This window comes from Paludisphaera borealis (genome assembly GCF_001956985.1).
In the GTDB taxonomy this organism is placed as follows: domain Bacteria; phylum Planctomycetota; class Planctomycetia; order Isosphaerales; family Isosphaeraceae; genus Paludisphaera; species Paludisphaera borealis.
In genome coordinates, this window is the sequence record NZ_CP019082.1 from 1,129,514 (window position 1) to 1,146,192 (window position 16,679).

At 65.9% G+C, this 16,679-nt stretch carries 10 protein-coding genes; 4 read left to right on the forward strand and 6 right to left on the reverse strand.

Annotation, left to right across the window (positions count from 1 at the left end):
* Positions 1-70: 70 nt before the first annotated feature.
* Entirely contained in the window at positions 71-1,048 is a 978-nt protein-coding gene (locus BSF38_RS04365; RefSeq protein WP_076343626.1) for an AAA family ATPase, read from the reverse strand.
* A gap of 136 nt (positions 1,049-1,184) precedes the next feature.
* Between BSF38_RS04365 and BSF38_RS04370 the strand changes: the two genes are divergently transcribed.
* A complete protein-coding gene (locus BSF38_RS04370) occupies positions 1,185-2,291 on the forward strand; it encodes a glycosyltransferase family 4 protein (protein ID WP_083712688.1) in 1,107 nt (368 codons plus the stop codon).
* Here the strand turns inward: BSF38_RS04370 and BSF38_RS04375 are convergent.
* Both BSF38_RS04375 and BSF38_RS04380 read right to left on the reverse strand, forming a co-directional pair.
* A complete protein-coding gene (locus BSF38_RS04375) occupies positions 2,286-3,398 on the reverse strand; it encodes a hypothetical protein (protein WP_076343627.1) in 1,113 nt (370 codons plus the stop codon). The genes BSF38_RS04370 and BSF38_RS04375 overlap by 6 nt on opposite strands.
* A gap of 42 nt (positions 3,399-3,440) precedes the next feature.
* A complete protein-coding gene (locus BSF38_RS04380; protein WP_076343628.1) occupies positions 3,441-4,427 on the reverse strand; it encodes a type I phosphomannose isomerase catalytic subunit in 987 nt (328 codons plus the stop codon).
* 321 nt (positions 4,428-4,748) lie between these two features.
* On the opposite strand from BSF38_RS04380, the gene tatC reads away from it, so the two are divergent.
* Complete coding sequence (gene tatC, locus BSF38_RS04385) at positions 4,749-5,759, forward strand: twin-arginine translocase subunit TatC (RefSeq protein ID WP_076343629.1); 1,011 nt, start codon at positions 4,749-4,751, stop codon at positions 5,757-5,759.
* A gap of 260 nt (positions 5,760-6,019) precedes the next feature.
* Here tatC and BSF38_RS04390 read toward each other — a convergent pair whose 3' ends face one another.
* Entirely contained in the window at positions 6,020-9,337 is a 3,318-nt protein-coding gene (locus BSF38_RS04390) for a beta strand repeat-containing protein (RefSeq protein WP_145951962.1), read from the reverse strand.
* 1,015 nt (positions 9,338-10,352) lie between these two features.
* Here BSF38_RS04390 and BSF38_RS04395 point away from each other — a divergent pair.
* Both BSF38_RS04395 and BSF38_RS04400 read left to right on the forward strand, forming a co-directional pair.
* Entirely contained in the window at positions 10,353-11,657 is a 1,305-nt protein-coding gene (locus BSF38_RS04395) for a homoserine dehydrogenase (RefSeq protein WP_076350589.1), read from the forward strand.
* Between the two features lie 20 nt (positions 11,658-11,677).
* On the forward strand, positions 11,678-12,898 hold the full coding sequence (locus tag BSF38_RS04400; protein ID WP_076350590.1) for a cofactor-independent phosphoglycerate mutase: 1,221 nt from the start codon (positions 11,678-11,680) through the stop codon (positions 12,896-12,898).
* Between the two features lie 203 nt (positions 12,899-13,101).
* On the opposite strand, the gene BSF38_RS04405 is transcribed toward BSF38_RS04400, so the two are convergent.
* Together BSF38_RS04405 and BSF38_RS04410 are read right to left on the reverse strand one after the other, a co-directional pair.
* Positions 13,102-14,373 carry an amidohydrolase family protein gene (locus BSF38_RS04405; RefSeq protein ID WP_076343631.1) on the reverse strand — a complete coding sequence of 424 codons (1,272 nt, stop codon included), beginning with the start codon at positions 14,371-14,373 and terminating at the stop codon, positions 13,102-13,104.
* Positions 14,374-14,496: 123 nt separating this feature from the next.
* Entirely contained in the window at positions 14,497-16,665 is a 2,169-nt protein-coding gene (locus BSF38_RS04410; RefSeq protein WP_076343632.1) for an ABC transporter permease subunit/CPBP intramembrane protease, read from the reverse strand.
* Positions 16,666-16,679 lie beyond the last annotated feature (14 nt).

The following is a 16,679-nucleotide window of genomic DNA, read 5'->3' on the forward strand; positions in this document are numbered from 1 at the left end:
CCCTGTGAAGCTCCGTGGCCGTCGCCGTCGTCCTCGCCGTCGCTCGTGGGGTCCGCCATCGATCCGGCCGTCAGGTCGGGACCCGGACGCGGTCGACGATGTCTCGGATGATGGCCTCGGCGGCGCCGAACTCGCCGGCCTGGAGGAACGATTTGCCCAGTACGCGGTGGGACAGGACGGGAACGGCCAGGCTCTTGACGTCGTCGGGCACGACGTAGTCTCGACCCGAGACCAGGGCCATGCTTTGCGCCGCGCGGTAGAGCGTCAAGGCGCCGCGGGTGCTGACGCCCACGTGCAGGTCTTCGGTGCGCCGGGTCATGTGGACGATGTCGAGCAGGTAGTCGGTGATCGCATCGTCGATCCGGACTCGTCGGACGCCCTGTTGAAGCTGGACCACGTCGTCGGCTGTCAGGACCGGCGTCAGCGACTCGACCGGCTCGCCCCCGCGGTGGTTGTTCAGCAGCCGACGCTCCTCGGCCCGAATCGGATAGCCCATGCGGAGGCGGATCATGAACCGGTCGAGCTGGCTTTCGGGCAGGACGTACGTCCCTTCGAACTCGAACGGGTTCTGGGTGGCCAGGACGATGAACGGGGGTTCGAGCGGATAGGTTTTGCCCTCGACCGAGACCTGGCGGTCGCCCATCGCTTCGAGCAGGGCGCTTTGCGTGCGGGGCGTCGTGCGGTTGATCTCGTCGGCCAGGATCACCTGGGCGAACAAGGGGCCGGGCTTGAAGACGAACTCGCCGCTGGGCGCGTGGTAGACGCTTGAGCCGAGGACGTCCGAGGGGAGAAGGTCCGGCGTGAACTGGATTCGCCGGAACGAACAGTCGATACTGGCCGCCAGGGCCTTGGCCAGGAGCGTCTTGCCCACGCCGGGAACGTCTTCGATCAGGACGTGTCCTTCGGCCAGGAGCGCGACCACGGCGAGCTTGATCGACTCGGTCTTGCCGAGCACGACCTGGCCGACGTTTTCCAGCAACCGATTTGTGAGCGCGTACAGATCGGCCCCGGACGGTGCGGCGGGTTCGATCGATGGCGGTGGATTCATTCCGTTCACTCGGTAGGTTCACGGCCCCTGGAGTCGGTTTCGAGAAGAGTTACTATAAACGAGTCGAGCATCGATTCCAACGCCCGGGTGCGGACGTAAAGGTCCAACAATCCCTGGATTGGGGAAGGAGCCGTGAGTGGCGGCGGGAGCGGACGAAGACATCGGCGAGCGCCCCATCGAGGTGATCCTCCTGGCCGGCCGCCTCGGCCTCGACGACGACGGCTGGCCGCTCACGCCGCTCGTCGATCGGATCGAGAGCCGGGGGATCGCGCCGCGGGTGCTTTGCTCGGCCCAGGGAAAAGCCTCGGACGATCCCCGAATCGTCGAGATCCCCTGGCTCAGCCGGCCCTGGCTCAAGCATCTCGCCGTTCGCCGGCTCCGGCTGGACCCGACGTTCAAGCGTCCGAGCATTCTGCACGCCGTGCATGAGGAAATGTCGGCCGTCGCCCTGGACCTGGCCGAGATCTGGCGAATCCCTTACATCCAGACCATCGACGATTTCGCCTCTCTCGACGAGGGTCTGCGGCTCAGCAGACGCTGGCTGCGGACGGTGGTCGCCTCGAGCGCCGAGCTGGCCGCGGCTTTGGTCGCCGAGTTGCACGTCCCCGGCGAGCGGGTGGTCGTGATCCCGCCGGGGATCACCGTCGAGAACGCCCCGGTTCGTGCCGACGGCTGGAAGGTCCCCGTGATCGGCGTCGCGGGGCCTCCGGTGGAGGAGGCCGGATTCGTCTCGTTCCTTGAGGCCGCGCGCATCGTCCTGACGAGGGGCCGCGACGCCGAGTTCCTGATCGCCAGCCAGGGGGGCGACGCGATCGAGCTTCGCAGGTACGCCCAGACCCTGGGCATTCAGGAGCGCGTGACCGTCGCCGACTTCCCGGTCGTCGGCCCGCGATTCTGGTCGGTCCTCGACCTTTATTGCCAGCCGTCTCTGGTTCCCAGTACGGGAAGGACGCTGACCCTCGCCCTGGCCAACGGCGTGCCCAGCGTGGCCGCCGACGTTCAGGGTCTGCGCGGCATCATCGAAGCGGGTCGCTCCGGCCTGCTGGCTTCCCCGGGCGACCCGGCAGCCCTGGCCGACGCCTTCATCCACCTGCTCGACCATCCCGACCACGCCCGGGCGATGGGCGCCGTCGCCCGCGACCAGATTCGCGCCCGCTTCAACCTCGACGACGAGGCCGACCGCCTCGTCGCGCTCTACCGCCGCAGCGTCGATCCGCCGCCGATCGCCGGGCGGATCTCATAGCATCTGGATCGCCTCGTCTTTGATCTCCGTCGCGGGCGTGCCGTCGACGTCCCGGCGGAGCGCAAGGTAGATCACCGACGCCGACGACCAGTAATAACCGTAAATCCAGGCGTGGGCGAGCAGCTTCACGACCCTGGCCCAGAAAAACGGCGCCATCCCCGCGAGCGAATCCAGCGCGACGTCCGGGCCGGGACGGCCGAGGCCGGCGAGGATCGCCGGCGGGGCCGTGAAGCTCAACCCCCAGGCCGCCAGGTGGACGGCCGCGCGAGCGAGAACGTCGACGGCGACCAGGCCGACGGCGCCCGCCAGCCACGCGGCCGTCGCGCAGGCCACGAACTGGACCGGGCGGCGGTTGACGTAGCTGAACGCTCGGCTGAGCGCGTCGAGCGAGCTTTCGGCGTCGGCGGCCACCGAAACGTGGATGAACGCCCAGGCGGCGGCGAGGTCGATCAGTAGCACGGCCATCACCAGTCCCAGGGCCAGCGGGATGAAGAAGGTGACCCCCGCCAGCGGCGCGCCGATGATCGGCAATCGGTAGAGTGCTCCAAATCCTGCGCAGATCAGTCCACACACCGCCGCGGCGCTGAGCGGGAACAGCGGCGCCGCGATTAACGACCGGGACGATCTCAGGGCGAACCGCAAGCTTTCGACGATCGTCGCGCGGTCTCCCTTGCCGACCTCGGAGACTGCGCTTCGCGAGACGGCGCCGCCGACGATCCCCGTCACGACGACCGCCCAGAGCACGCCCAGCAGCGCATGTCCCGTCCAGGCGATCCCCCGGTCGATCGCGAACAGGTCGATCATCGGCCCGATCAAGACGCGGGCGGGCTCGGTGATCCGCCAGAGCGCGGAGCGGAACACCGGGCCGGAGGCGATTCCAGGGGGCGCGGGCTCGCTGAACCGCCCGTTGAAATCGAGGATGTCCGGCGTGACCGTCGCGGTGGCGGGCAGCAGGACGTCGAGGGCCGACCAACCCGCCTGGATCAGGATCAGGGCGATGGTTCCCAGGACGATCTTGCGGACGTCGAACGCCAGTGGGACGGCGCGGGCGATTTTCAGCCAGGGAGTCCGTCCCGCCCGCCTTCGATTCTTCGGTTCCTCGGCCATTCTCGTTCCTTGCGACGCGACGCGATCCGAAGCCCGCGCGATTTACGGCTGTTGGCAGGTCAGGACGACGGCCTGACCGATCGGGGAGAGTACGTGAGGGCTAATCGAGGCCGGCAGCAGCAAGGTGGCACCGCGGGCGAGCGACAACTCGCCATCGCCTCGGCTCACCCGGACCTCCCCCGCCAGCACCATGACGACGGTGAAGCGGTCGTCGCGGCCGATTTCCTGAGGCGCGTCGAGCGTCCAGCGTTCAAGCTGGAAGTAAGGGCAGCGGGCGAGTGCTTCGCTCACGTTGCCGTCCTCAAGAACGAGCGGCCTGGTAACGAGCGGGTCGACCGGGCCGCGCCCGAAGTTGATCGATTGCAAGGCCTGATCGATGTGCAGCTCCCGGGGCTTGCCGTCGGCGCCGATGCGGTTCCAGTCGAAGACGCGGAACGTCGCGTCGGAGGTCTGTTGGACTTCCGCGAGCAACACGCCCGCGCCGATGGCGTGGACCGTGCCGGCCTCGACCATCACGCAGTCGCCGGCTTTGGGCTCGAACCGATGGAGCAGCGGCTCGACGTCGCCCGATCGGACGGCCCGTTCGAGCTGGTCGCGGTCGACCCCCGCCTTCAGACCCGCGTAGATGAGGCTGCCGGGCTCGGCGTCGATCACGACCCAGGCTTCGGTCTTGCCGTTGTCGCCGGCCAACGTCCGGGCGAGCGCGTCGTCGGGGTGGACCTGGACCGAGAGCGGCTCGCGGGCGTCGATCAGCTTGATCAGGAGCGGGAACTGATCCTGCGCGGCCCGGGAGCGGCCGAAGAGTTGGGCGGGGCGCGCGCGGACGAGGTCGCGGAGCGTGGTTCCGGCCAGCGGGCCGTCGCGGACGACGCTCACGGAATCGTGGTAGTCGGCGATCTCCCAGCTCTCGGCGTAGTCGTCGCCGTCGCCGATCGGCTTGCCCATCAAGGTTCCCAGCCGCCGGCCTCCCCAGATCAGCCGCCTCAAGATCGGCTCGAAAACCAGCGGTTGGAGAGGAATCGACTGCATTGCGAGGTTCCTTGAACGGGGCGGCCGAATTCCGGCCGCGCGGATCGCCCGGCGGCCAGGCCAAGCCATTTGTAACGCGAGGGCACCGCCGCGTCCATGCCGGCGCGTCGATAAGAGTCGGCGGTTCTTGGCAAGCGGGGGGTGGTCGTGCTAAGATCTCGGATCAGGAACGCCCTCGCTTGCCTGGTCGTCCCAGTGAGACCTTCAAGCGGTGCCGCCAGCAAGGGTTCCGGCCTCGGGACTGGCCGTTGCAACCCGCGTCTCCTCCGCACTCGACACCTCGGCGCGACAGCGCCGTCATCCTTCCGTTGGTCCACCCCCATGCCCAGCGATCGTGATCTCTTCGTCGAAGAGCAGAAGATGGTGACGATGAGCTTTGGCGAGCACCTTGAGGAGCTTCGCGTCCGGCTCATCCTGGCCCTCATCGGCCTGTTTGTAGGTGCCCTGATCGTCTTCATCCCCCCCATGGACATCGGTAAGCGAGTCATGGAGCAGATGCAAGCCCCGGCCAAGGGGGCGCTCGAGAAATTCTACCGCAACGAGTACGACAAGAAGGTGGCGGCGGCCGAGGCGGCCAAGGCGGTTTCTCCGGAGGTCCAGGTCCAGCTCCCGGCCGAGACCTTCTTCGCGGCGATCAAGAAAGCCGCCCCGAAGCTCGACCTCCCCCCGTCCGAGGAGCTGAAAGGCGTCGAGCTGACGTTCCCGCTCCGGTTCGACCAGCCCGGCATGATTGGAGTCATCGAGAGTGGGGAATATAAGATCGACAGCTCGTTGATCTCTTTGGGACCGCTGGAGACGATCACCATCTACTTCATGGTCTGCCTCGTCAGCGGCCTGGTGCTCGCGAGCCCCTGGGTTTTCTATCAGGTTTGGGCGTTCATCGCCGCCGGCCTCTACCACCACGAGCAGCACTACGTGATGCGGTTCCTGCCTGTCTCACTTGGTCTGTTCATCGCGGGGGTGGGGCTCTGCTTCTGGTTCGTGCTGCCGTTGACTCTGAGCTTCTTGCTCGATTTCAACGTCTGGTTGGGCGTTGCGCCGACGTTGCGGCTGAGCGAGTGGATGAGTTTCGCGACGATCTTGCCGCTGGTGTTCGGCGTCGCTTTCCAGACCCCGCTCGTGATGCTCTTCCTGGAGCGGATCGGGATCTTCACGGTCGACGACTACCGCGCCAAGCGGAAGCTGGCGATTCTGATCATTACCGTGGCGGCGGCGGTCCTGACGCCCGGCCAGGACCCGTTCAGCATGACCCTCCTGGCCGTGCCGATGGTTTTCCTGTACGAGATGGGCATCATCCTGATCAGCCGCGGCAAGAAGCGGGCGATCGCCTGAGCCGAACCGTGGCGAACCGAATCCGGACGCCCCCGACGCCCTCTCGCATCGGGGGCGACGGCCCACAATTCCGTCGACCCTTCCCGCGCAGCGCCGGCTGGCGCGGGAACGGCTCGCCCAGGGATTCATTCCATCAAGGTCGTCGGCGTTGGAGCGGGTCGCCGACTCGTGACGCCGGAGTCCGGCGGCAATGAAAAAGCCCAGCCGTCGCGGGCTGGGCTCGTCGTTGGGCGGTTTCTCCGGTGGTCCGATCCAGAACTTTAAGCGTACCTAAGGATCTGGAACTTGCCATTCGTCCCGGTCGTGAAATACCCACTGTAGCCGGCGGGAACGGTGACGACGACACCGCTGGCGGTCAGGGTATGGCCGGCGCCGTTGACGACGATCAGGTCAAAGAGGGCCGTCGGGTTTGGCAATCCGCCATCGCTAATCGTGATGCCGCTATTGCTCTCGAACCCCAGGTTACCGTTGACGGTCAACTGCTTGGTGGCCGTGATCAAGGAGAACGCGAGGGTTCCACCAGACTTGACCGTCATGTCGCCGTTGACCACCAGCGTGTAGCTTCCCAGGTCGAGCGTCCCCGAGTTGACCGCCAGCGACGACACGTTGGACAGGTTCGATCCCAGGTGGACGGCCGCGCCCGCCGTCTTCGCGACCACGAGTCCGCCGCCGCGGAAGTTGCCGTCCTGCGCACTCAATGTGGCGCCAACGCTCCCGAGCATCCGGATGGTTCCAACGATGCTGCTCGCGCCGTTGATCGTCAGGTTGCCGGCGACGTCCATGTTCGTGGCGGTCAGCGTGTCGCCGCTGCCGATGCCGATGATGACGTTGTTGAACGCCTTTCCGCCGGCGTCGACGGTCCTGTTGTTGTAGCTCAGGAACGCGACCGTGCTGTTGTTGGTGGCCGCATCGACCGAGCCGCTCGTCCAGATCCAGTTCCCGGTCACGCCGATGGCGTTCGCGCCCAGGGTCAGCGTGCCGCTCGTTTTGGCGATCTTCACGCTGGGGATCTGGTCGTTGACGTGAGTGGCGGTGAGGGTCTGATTGTTGAAGCCGGTGAAGAGAATCGAGCTGGTGCCGAAGACGCCGTCGTCGCTGGTGGTCACGTTGCCTTTCACGGCGATGTCGCCGCCGTTGATGTTCCCTACGCTTGAGATCGTCAGGTTGCCGTTGACGGCCATATTGCCGATCGTCAGCGTGTCACCGCTGCCGATCAGGATATTGACGTTGTTGAACGCCATGTTGCTGGGGCTGACGCCGGTATCGATGATCCTGTTCCCGTAGTTCAGGAACGCGATCGTGCCGGTGCCCGCGTTGACGGTGCCCTTGACGTACTGCCACCCTCCACCCGTCACGCCGATGATGTGCGAGGCGTCGAGGGTGAGCGTGCCGCCCGCCTTGTCGATCTTCACGCCGGGGATCTGGTCGTTGTCGCGAGCGGCGGTGAGGATCTGGTTCTTGTTGCCGGTGAAGACGAGGACGCCGTTGCCGCCGACGCTCGCGTCGCTGGTGGTGACGTTGTTGCCCACCTGGAAGACGCCGTTGAGGTTCGCCAGCGAGAGGATCGACAGTGTGCCGTCGAGCGGCTGCGTCACGTTGGCGGTCACCGTCTGGGCGCTTCCCTTATTGATGAAGATTCCGCCGTTGGGGAAGTCGCCGCCGGTGATCGTCGCATCGTTGTTGCCGACCATCCAGATCGCGCCCGATCCGCCGACGCTGGTGTCGGTCGAGGTCACGTCGCCCATGACCGGGATGGTTCCCTCGATGCCGCTTACGCTGGTGATCGTCAGATTGCCGTCGACAGGCATGCTCGTGACGTTGAGATTGTCGCCGCTGCCCATGTTGATGACGACGTTGTTGAACGCCTTCCCGCCGGCGTCGACAGTTTTGGTGGTGCCGTTGAACGCGACCGTGCTGCCGGTCGTGACGACGTTGCCGCTCACGTACGTCCAGTTCCCGGTCACGCCGATGACGTTCGGGCCGGCGATGGTGAGCGCGCCGGTCGTCTTGACGATCCGCACGCTGGGGATCTGCGCGCCGGCGATCGAGGAGGTGAGGGTCTGGTTGTTGCCCCCGGCGAAGAGGATCGTGCCCGATCCGCCGACGCTGGTGTCGCTGGTGGTGACGTTCCCCCTTGCTTCGATCGTGCCGGTGATGCCGCTCACGCTGTTGATCGTCAGGTCGCCGCCGACGATCAAATTCGTGGCGTTCAGCGTGTCGCCGCTGCCGATCTGGATGACGACGTTGTTGAACGCCATGCTGGGGCCGGCGCCCGTGTCGACGGTCCTGCTGCCGTAGCTCAGGAACGCGACCGTGCTGCCGGTCGTGACGACGTTGCCCTTGATGTACTGCCACCCTCCACCCGTCACGCCGATGATGTGCGAATTGTCGAGGGTGAGCGTACCGCCCGTCTTATCGATCTTCACGCCGGGGACCTGGTCGTTGTCGCGAGCGGCGCTGAGGATCTGGTTCTTGTTGCCGGTGAAGACGAGGACGCCGTTGCCGCCGACGCTCGCGTCGCTGGTGGTGACGTTGTTGCCCACCTGGAAGACGCCGTTGAGGTTCGCCAGCGAGAGGATCGTCAGCGGGCCGTCGAGCGGCTGAGTGACGTTGGCGGTCACCGTCTGGGCGCTTCCTTTGTTGATGACGATTCCGCCGTCGGGGAAGTCGCCGGCGGCGGGGGTATTCAAGGCGGTTCCGGTGAAGATCGCCGCGTTGGCGGTGCCGACCAGCCAAATGTCGGCGTTGCCGGCGACCGTCGTGTCACTTGAAGAAAGGTCGCCGGCCACGGTGAGGGCCCCGCTGGTCGCCCCACCCGTGAAATTGATGTCCTGGATGTTGAGGATTGACAGATTACCGTCGACGTTCAGCTTCTTGACGTAGAAGTGATTGCTGCCGGCATCGATCGCGACGTTGCCGAAGGCCATCGTGTTGGTGTCGACCGTGCCCTGGGCCTTGAACGTGACCGTACTGCCTGCGGCGGCGACGACGCCCTTCACGTGGGTCCAGTTGCCCCTGACCTCCAGGTTGCCGGAAATCGCGAGGGTCCCGCCCGTCCTGTTGATCTCGACGTTCGGAAGGCTGCCGACGGCACCGGTGCTGAGGGTCCGGTTGACGGACCCGCCGATGATGATCTTGTCGTTGGCCGTCGCCGAGAACATCCCGGCCTTCGTGGTCGTGACGTCGCCGTTGGCGTAGATGACTCCGGTGAGCTGCTGGACCCCGTTGATCGTCAGGGAGCCGTTGACGCGGAGACCGGCTCCCACGTTGATGTGGTTGCTGCCGTAATCAATGATCACGTTATTGAACGTCACGCCGGCCGCGTTGATCGGGCCAGGGCCGAAATTCATCGGCGCGTTGAAATCCACCGTGCCCATTCCGGGATTGAATGTACCCCCCGAGACGTTGAAAGCGCTGCCCGAGGTGAGGGTCGACGTGTTGACGTTGAACGTTCCACCCTGTTGCAAAAACCCGCCCATGTCGGTCAAATTCGCATTGAGCGAAATGATCCCGGTGTAATCGCCTGTGATCTTTATGGACTTGACGGTCGTGTTGGTCGACACCGTGGAGGCGTTCACGTTCGTGCCGTCGAAGACCACGTCATCGGATGCATTGGGACCGCCGGAATGAACAGAGCCGGTAACTATCCAGTTGTTCGTGTCGGACCAAACGGCTGCTGCTGCTCCGTTCCAGGTGAACGTCGACAGTACCGTGCGATCTTCGAGTGACTCGAGGGTCAGCCGCCGGCGTCGGTTGAGAGTCCTCTGGCGGTCGGAAGGACGGGCGCCGCGGGAACGGAGCGAGGATGCGAACCACGAAAGAGGCATGGATGCAGACTCCTGGAGAGGCGAGCCGTTGGTTCTGAGCGCGCACCGCGAGCGCTGAGCTGATTCGCACGCTCTCGCGAGATCGCTCTTGAAGCGAACGTCACGGGGAAGCCTGCGCACGCTCGATTCCGTGGACTCTTCTGGAGAGGAAAGATGCCAATGCGTCAATGCGGCCGAATGCAGTTCGGGTTTGTGATCAAGACGTCGGCCTTCGTCTTGCACGACCTTGCCTGGCACCATGACAGGGTGCCAGAGTCGCCATGCGTCAGCGTGGGCACGCATGGGCTCCATCGAGGTTGCGAGTTTAGCGACACTTCCCATGGTGTTTCAAGAAGATAATGAATATAAAGACGATTCAGGATGAACATTAAAGATTGTTTAGGTTTTGCGTTGCGCTTATTGCGGCGGGTGTTTGGCCTTATAGTGTCGATCTTGTGTTTTGTGACACGCGTGTTCGGACGCGGTCAGCAAAGAAAGCGGAGGCGGGACCGAGGGAATTCGTCGGCGGCGATCGAGAAAAAAGGGCCGAGGCACCGATGATGTATTTTTGCACTTGAGTGACTCGGGCTCGTGATACGGCGGTGAGGGTGGGGTTTCGGCCTGGAAATTCAAGGCGTTTGGGATTCAGCGCTTATCGGATGGACGCCCGGGCGGGGGGGCTCTAAACTGGGGGGCGGCCGTCGACTCGCCTTCGGATGGCGTGAACAGGACGGCGGACGCCGTCGTCTTCCGGCCCTCAAACAAGAAAGTTCAATCGACGGACGATATGGAACAGGTCAGTGTGGGATTGGTCGGCCTCGGCACCGTGGGCGCGGGCGCGGCTCGGATTTTGACGGAGCACGCCGACCGCGTCGCCCGCCGCGCGGGGCGCAAGGTCCGCCTCAAGTGGGCCGTCGTCCGTGATGCTCGCAAATCGCGCGACGTGGCGCTCGATGGCGTTCGGGTCACGACCGACGTCGATCAAGTGATCAACGACCCCGAGGTCGACATCGTCGTCGAGGTGATCGGCGGCGTGGACGCAGCCCGGCGGATCGTGCTGGCGAGCCTCGCGGCCGGCAAGCACGTCGTCACCGCCAACAAGGCGCTCCTGGCCGAGCATGGGCCGGAGATCTTCGCCCAGGCACGCGCTTCGGATCGCGCCGTGGCGTTCGAGGCCAGCGTGGGGGGCGGAATTCCGATCGTCAACGCCCTCGGCGTCGGGCTCGCGGCCAATCAGGTCCAGAATCTGTCGGCGATCCTCAACGGGACCTGCAACTACATCCTCACCCAGATGACGCTTGAAGGGCTCCCCTACGCCGACGCCCTGGCCGCCGCCCAGACGCTCGGCTACGCCGAGGCCGACCCGACTCTCGACGTCGACGGCACCGACACCGCGCACAAGCTGGCGATCCTGGCCCAGCTCGCCTTCAAGGCCGGCGTCCCCACCGCCGCAATCCCTCGCCAGGGGATCGACCGTCTTCAGCTCGCCGACCTCAAGTACGCCGGCGAGCTGGGTTACGCCGTCAAACTCCTAGCTCTGGCCAAGCTGACGGGCTCGGGGCTTGAACTCCGCGTCGCCCCCGTGCTGGTGAAACGAGGCACGCCGCTGGCCGAGGTTCGCGGCCCGTACAACGCGATTCGGGTCGTCGGCGACGCCGTGGGCGACACGTTTTTCTACGGCCGAGGCGCCGGGGCTGATCCCACCGCGTCGGCCGTGGTCGGCGACGTGATCGACGTCGCCGCCGGACGGGCGCTTTTGACGTCGCGCGTGCTCGACCTCTGGTCCGCGGATCAGGCTCCTACCCCCCTGCTCCCCTCGAATCAGATCAAGAGCCGGTACTACTTGCGATTCTCGATCGCGGATCGACCGGGGGTGATCGCAGCGCTCGCTCACATCCTGGGCGAGAAGGGGATCAGCATCGCCAGCGTCATCCAGCACGATTCCGGCGACGACGACTCCGACCGCAAGACGGTGCCGCTCGTCATCATGACCCACATGGCGATCGAGGAGAACCTCCGCTCGGCGCTCCGGGAGATCGATCGCCTCGACATCGTCCGCGCGCCGAGCGTCTGCCTGGGCGTCGAGGAATGAGCCGCCAAGAGGAGCCTGCCGTGCCAGCGAAGTATGTGATCGTGATCCCCGACGGCGCCGCCGACGAACCGTTCGACGCCCTGGGCGGCAAGACGGCTCTCCAGGCCGCCGATCTGCCGGCGATGGACCGCGTGGCTCGCGAAGGGATCGTCGGGCGGTCGCGCAACGTCCCCGACCGGTTCCTCCCCGCCAGCGACGTCGCCACGCTCAGCCTCTTTGGCTACGACCCGGAGCACTACTACACGGGCCGCGCGCCTCTCGAAGCGGCGGCGATTGGCTTCTTGCTCGGCCCCGACGACTGGGCGATCCGCTGCAATCTGATGACGATCCGCGACGGTCTGCTCGCTGACTTCACCGCCGGTCACATCACCAGCGAGGAGGGCGCGGCGATCATGGAGACGATCGCGGCGAAGCTGAGCCGTCCCAACGTCGAGTTCCACGCCGGGGTGAGCTACCGCAACCTGATGATCTACCGGGGCAAGCCGGGCGAGGCCCGGTTCAACGCCCAGACCGTGACCGACCCGCCCCACGACCACCCCGGTCAGCCGGCCGCCGACCACCTGCCCCGGGGCGCTGGGGCCGATCTGCTGATCGAGCTGATGAACCAGGCCGCCCCGATCCTCGCCGACCACCCGGTCAACCGGGCGCGGGTCGCGGCAGGCAGGAGCCCCGCCAGCGCGATCTGGCTCTGGGGACAGGGTAAGGCGCCGCACGTCACGCCGTTTCGCGAGCAATACGGCCTCAAGGGCGCCATCATCTCGGCCGTCGACCTCGTCCGAGGGACCGGCCAGCTTGCCGGCTGGACGCGGATCGACGTCCCCGGCGCGACTGGCTACCTCGACACCGACTACGCGGCCAAGGCCCGGTACGCGATCGATGCTCTCGACGACCACGACATCGTCTGCGTCCACGTCGAGGCGCCCGACGAGGCCAGCCACGAAGGAAGGGCCGACGCCAAGGTCGAGGCGATCGAGCGCATCGACCACGACGTCGTCGCGCCTTTGCTCGATAAGCTGAAAACGTACGACCAGTGGCGGATCTTGATCTCGCCCGACCACTCGACGCTGCTCCGCACCCGGGCCCACGACCGCGCCCCGGTCGCCTGGACGATCGCCGGGACCGGAATCCCCGCCTCGGGCCTCCGCTACGACGAGCAAGCCGCCCGCGACGGCGGCGGCCCGTTCTTCGATCAGGGCTATCGCCTGATGGAGAAGTTCCTCGACCTGAACTGGAACGGATAAGACCCGGTAGGATCGAAATACAAGCCCGAAGCGCAAGCGAGTGCATTGTTTTTGTTCGTACGGCAAGGCTGAATCGAAAACAAATGCATTGTTGTTGTTTCGCGTTTGCTTATCCATCGCGCTGGCTGGGAATTCACTCGCTCGCGCTTCGGGCTTGTATTTTTGGATTCCGAGGGCTCGGGATCGGAAAATACCACCCCGCGTCAGACCCCGCGCCAGGGGCCGGTGACGAAGTCGCCCTCGAACACCGTGGCGACGACGGGCTCGCGAGAGTCGAGAATCAGGCGGTAGGGATCGGTCTCGTGGCGGTCGGGCAGGCGGATGATCGCCAGGTCGGCCGACTTGCCGACCCGAAGGCTGCCGGTCGTCGTCTCGGCCCGCAGCGCCCACGCGCCGAAGAGCGTGGCCATCGTCAGGAGCAATTCGCCCGAGAGCGAGCCGTCGCGCTCGTGGAGGAACCGCAGCTCGTCGAGGATGCTCAGGCTCGGGCTCGACGCCAGGCTGTCGGTCCCCAGGCAGACGACGGCCCCCTTTTCGAGCAGCGATCGATAGGGGTGCGGCGCATGGCCGAACCGGGCGTGGGTCCGGGGGCAGAAGGCGATCGCCACCCGGTGGCCGTTCGCCGAAGCTTCGGGGCGAAGCTGCCAGAACTCGGAAGGTTCGATGTAGGTGCCGTGGGCGATCAGCCAGTCGGCGTTGCGCAGTTCGCCCTTGCGAACGTAGTCGGCGGGGCGCGGGCCGATCGGCTCCCAGTCGTCGTCCCACGCGCCGAGGTCTTCGAGGAACTTGCGAAGCGGGCCGTCCCGGTTTTCGAGCAGCCGAAGCTCCTCGGGCATCTCGGCCAAATGCGTTGAGAGCGGCAAGTGACTCGCGGCGGCGCTGTGGTAGAGCCAGTCCGCAGTGCTGTAGGGAGCGTGCGGCGAGAGACCCGGCTTGGCGCAGGCGGCGACCTGACGCTCGGGGGTGATCGAAGAGAGCCACTTCCAGGCGTCGTTGTTCGACTCCAGGCCGCGATATCGCTTCAGGCCGATGATCTCGGCGAAGACGACCGCGCGCAAGGGGGCCTCGGCGATCTCGTCCCAGCTCAGTCCGGCGGTCGTCGTGTCGGCCACCAGCGTAGTCCCCGCCGCGAGCGACGCCTGGACGTTTCGCGCGACGGCGTCGCGGAGCTTCGCCTCGCTGCCGGTCCGCCGTTGGTCGATGACCCGGCTCAACCAGGCGATCTCGTCCTCGACTTCGAAGGCGTCGCCGGCGTCTTCATCCGAGGCGAGCCGGGAGAGTTCGAGATGCGTGTGCGCATTGACCAGGCCGGGCGTGATCGCCACGTTGCCCAGGTCGACGTCGACGCCGTGCTCGCGCGCCGGGCCGATCCAGCCGATGCGGCCCTCTTCGATCGTCACTACGCCGTTGGGGATCGGCGGGCCTTCCACCGGAAAGACGTAGCGCGCGCCCAGGCTCAACGTTCCTCGCCTCATCGCTCCTCCCCATGATCGGCGGACGCCCTGAGAACGAGGCGCAAGCGGTGGATCATCAAGAAGCCCGCTCTGGTCGATGAGTGGTCGACGACAAGATCGCGGCGGCCGACGATCGGCCCCGGCTCAGATCGTGGACTCGGACTCGGATTCCGGCCAATGGGAGACACGGTCCGGACGGTCGAGCTTCCAGAGATAATGGAACAGAGCCGCCGCGACCACCACGCCGATTCCAACCCAGAACTTATGATATAGGCCCTCGTCGGGATTGCGATAGATCCATTCCGCCAGCCCGACGCTTCTCAATCCGGCGATCCAGGATTTGGAGACGACCGCGAAGCCGTTGTTCAACGCATGAAAGACGATCCCCGGCAGGAGGCTCCGGCTGCGGACCGCCAGCAGGCCGAGGAAGACCCCGAGCAGCGTCGCGTTGAAAAGCTGCTGGAATAGGCTCAACAGGACGTGCAAAAAACCGAACATGAGGGCGGAGAGGAAGATCGCCGATCGCGTCCGGCGGTGACGTTCGAGGCCCGAGAGGACGAAGCCGCGGAACGCGACCTCCTCGCAAACGGCCGGAATCAACGCGAAGACGAGCACCGAGACCCAGACGTTGGGCGCGTGCTCCATGACCTTGCTGAGCGATTCCTTGAGCGCGCTGGAGAGCGGAAAGAGCCAGGTGACCAGCCACCCCAGTTCGTTGACCAGCGGGTTGAGGGCGACGAACATCACCGCGGCCAGCCCCAGATAACGGGGCTCGGGCCAGGTCAGCCGCAGGGTCTTCCCCGGTGCCGAGGTCAGCATCACGGCCATGATCACCGGCGGGATCAGGATCAGGAATTGGCCGGCCGCCACGGCCGCCAGGCTCATGCCGATCCCCTGCGCGGCCATATACTGGAGCAGGAACCACGAGGCGGTGAGGATCAGGCTGAAGCACAAGAGCGCCTGCGCGCCCGTCGGCGTCGGCTCGCGGTCCCGGAACAGATGCCGGAACCAGTGCCCGAGGTTGAACCGTTCCGACTCGCGGAACAACACTTCCTCGCTCTGGAACTGGTCGATCGCCCACCGCAGCGCGATCCAGGCGTAGACCACCGTCGGCACCAGAACGGGCAAGAAGAACCGGACCGCCGTGGCGTAATCGCCCACGATCAGCGCCCGCAGCAGCAGTGCCACGCCGGTCACGGGGACGATGCTGTAGAACAGATTCAGCTCGATCCCCGGCGCGAGTGTCAGGAAGATCAAGGGCAGGCAGACGAGATAGAGCGGCGTCATGTAATACTGGCCTTCCTTCATGCTCCGCGCGAGCACGGCGAGGGCCACGCAGACGGCGCTGAAGAAGGCGGCCAGCGGGATCAAGAGGATGATCATCCAGAAGGTCGACTGCAAGGTCGGCGGTGCCAGGGCCGAGGCGGCGTGCCGCGCGGGGACGCCGCCGAAACTCGTCGCGCGCTGGGCCATCTGGAGGCCGGTCAGGCCCATGCTCGCCAGGTTCAGGACGGCCGTCGTCACGCTGGCCAGGAGCACGCACAGGAACTTGCCGACGACGATCTCGGCTCGGCTCGCGGGGCTGATGAGCAGGGTCTCCATCGTCCCCCGCTCCTTCTCTCCGGCGCACAGGTCGACGGCCGGATAAAAGGCCCCGGTGAGCGACATCATCACCAGCAGGAACGGGAAGATCCGTCCCCAGACGCTGCCGCCGACCTCCTGCGCGGTCGCGGCGTCGAGCGCCTTGACCTCGATCGGCTGCGCGTAGCCCGCCGGAAGTTTGTCCGCCTGGCGGCGAACCTCGACGATCCCGCGCTTCCAGCGGTCGAGGACCTCGCGGAGCCGCAAGTACGTGATCTGGCTGGGCTCGTCGACGCTCTTGTAGTGGATCGGAATGGCGACGTCGTTTTTCCGGCGGAACTGCTCGGGGAGGTCGGCTGGTATCACCATCACGGCCGCGGCCTCGCCGCTGCGAACCGCTTGCTCACGGTAGACCGGCTTGCCCCACGGATCGGCCTCCGTCTCTCGCTGAACGAGCAGCCGCTGCGCCTCGGCCGGGCTGTCGAAGAGCGCCGGGTTGAAGCCGTCGCCTTTGTCGTTGAGCAAGGCGGGCTCTTTCGGCAGGTGCTCGGCGCCGACGATCACGACGATCCTCGGCTTCTCCTGGAGGGCGGCGGCGAACTGGAGCACCCCCGCGCCGATGATCGGATAGAGGAGGATCGGGAAGATGAAGATCATGAACAGCGTGCGCCGGTCGCGAAGCTGGTCCAGGACTTCGCGGCGGAAGATCGTCAGCAGGTTCGACCAGCGCATGAGGTTGTCTCGTC

Bases quoted from the DNA above. Each gene is read 5' to 3' on its own strand.
- BSF38_RS04380 (WP_076343628.1), bottom strand. From the start codon at position 4,427: ATGCAGTCGATTCCTCTCCAACCGCTGGTTTTCGAGCCGATCTTGAGG.
- BSF38_RS04365 (WP_076343626.1), bottom strand. From the start codon at position 1,048: ATGAATCCACCGCCATCGATCGAACCCGCCGCACCGTCCGGGGCCGAT.
- BSF38_RS04395 (WP_076350589.1), top strand. From the start codon at position 10,353: ATGGAACAGGTCAGTGTGGGATTGGTCGGCCTCGGCACCGTGGGCGCG.
- tatC (WP_076343629.1), top strand. From the start codon at position 4,749: ATGCCCAGCGATCGTGATCTCTTCGTCGAAGAGCAGAAGATGGTGACG.
- BSF38_RS04410 (WP_076343632.1), bottom strand. From the start codon at position 16,665: ATGCGCTGGTCGAACCTGCTGACGATCTTCCGCCGCGAAGTCCTGGAC.
- BSF38_RS04405 (WP_076343631.1), bottom strand. From the start codon at position 14,373: ATGAGGCGAGGAACGTTGAGCCTGGGCGCGCGCTACGTCTTTCCGGTG.
- BSF38_RS04375 (WP_076343627.1), bottom strand. From the start codon at position 3,398: ATGGCCGAGGAACCGAAGAATCGAAGGCGGGCGGGACGGACTCCCTGG.